Below are 1,419 nucleotides of genomic sequence, written 5' to 3'. Positions count from 1 at the left end.
CGGGCTGCGGATCGGCGTCGTCGTCGACGGGGAGTCGGTGTGGCTGTACGACGCCGATCCGCAGCCCGCGGGTGCGCTCCCGGAACGACTCGCCGTCCAGGACGTCGTCCGCCAGCTCTTCCACGGCGGCCCGGTAACGGGCAGCGCCTGCTCGGCCCGGCCGAGGGCGAGGGCGGCGTCGAGCCGGGTCCGGCGGGCGTCGAGCCGCAGGGTCTCCCAGCGGGCCGCCTCCGTGGTGCGGTCGGGCAGGTCGGCGAGGACCGGGTCGCGCCACAGGGCGAGGGCGTCGTCGAGGAGGGCGGCGGCCTTGGCGGGGTCGCCGTCGGCGAGGGCGCGGGCGCCGTCGTCGGCAAGACGGGTGAAGCGGTGCAGGTCGATGTCGTCGGGGCCGGCGCCGAGCCGGTAGCCGCCGTCCACGGACTCGACGGCGTCCGCGCCGAGCGTCCGGCGCAGCCGGCCCACCAGCGCCTGGAGGGCGCCCGGGGCGTCGGCGGGCGGGTCGCCGTCCCACACCTCCTCGACGAGCAGGGCGACGGGCACGGCCCGGCCGGCGCGCAGCGCCAGCACGGTGAGCAGCGCACGCAGCCGCGCCCCGCCCACGGGGACGGCCGTGCCGTCGGGGCGGAGTGCCTGGGTGGTGCCGAGGATGCGGTAGCGCACGGGGTCCATTCTCTCCGGGGACGCCCGGGCACCGCCTCCGGGTTTCAGACCCGCATGAACTGCGAGGAGTCCAGGACAAGAGTCTGGTCGGCGACGGGGATCTTGATCTCGTCACCGAAGACGCCGGACTCCTCGTGCTGGTACTTGCCGTGCCAGGGACGGGTCAGCAGAGTCCAGCGGGCGGAGAGCACGTCGACGATGAGGTAAGCGGGGATGCCGCGCAGCGCGTAGTGTTCGGGCTTCGTGTTGTAGTCGCGGTGTTCGCTCTCCGGCGAGACGACCTCTACCACGAAGGGCAGCAGTTCCTCGCTGACCTCGCTCTTGTCCTTTCGTACCTGGTCGAGCGGCAGTGCGGAGGCGTCGGGTTCCGGCTTGTACCCCTCCCTGGGCGGGACGACCGAGAATTCGCTCGTCGGCGTCCAGCCGGGGAGGCGGTCCTCGATCTGGTTCTCGATACGCCGCTGAGTCGTCCTGTGCGCATAGGTGACCGGTACCAAAGTGAGCCCGTTCTTCGTCAGCCGGAGGCGCGCGCTCCTGGGAACCTCTACGGCTTCCTGCATGGACTCGACCCAGTTGTCGGCAATCGTCATGGCCACCTCCTCAATCGACTCGGTTACAGCCTAACGACTAGCAGGAACCAATGGCCGTCCGCCGGGCGTTCCCTCCACACCACCGAAACGGTCGACCTCCCTCTGCCCCGCAGCCCACCTCAGGAGCCCTCGCCATGACCACCGCCACCCTCCGCCGCGGTGACCGCCG

2 protein-coding genes are annotated in these 1,419 nt (G+C 72.0%); both read right to left on the bottom strand.

Features of this window, described 5'->3' with window-relative positions; translation table 11 throughout:
* Window positions 1–669: AfsR/SARP family transcriptional regulator (locus CCN42_RS30465; protein WP_211294826.1), on the bottom strand; the 669-nt coding region annotated here is incomplete at its 3' end.
* A 35-nt stretch (window positions 670–704) separates the two neighbouring features.
* Window positions 705–1,250, bottom strand: coding sequence for a Uma2 family endonuclease (locus CCN42_RS30460; protein WP_086740460.1), 546 nt, complete (start codon window positions 1,248–1,250; stop codon window positions 705–707).
* Window positions 1,251–1,419: the final 169 nt, after the last annotated feature.

Source organism: Streptomyces glaucescens, from assembly GCF_002154375.1.
Taxonomy (GTDB): Bacteria; Actinomycetota; Actinomycetes; order Streptomycetales; family Streptomycetaceae; genus Streptomyces; species Streptomyces glaucescens.
The sequence above is the reverse complement of the archived record's forward strand: the minus strand, read 5'-3'. Positions and strand labels throughout refer to the sequence as shown.

Bases quoted from the DNA above. Each gene is read 5' to 3' on its own strand.
- CCN42_RS30460 (WP_086740460.1), bottom strand. From the start codon at position 1,250: ATGACGATTGCCGACAACTGGGTCGAGTCCATGCAGGAAGCCGTAGAG.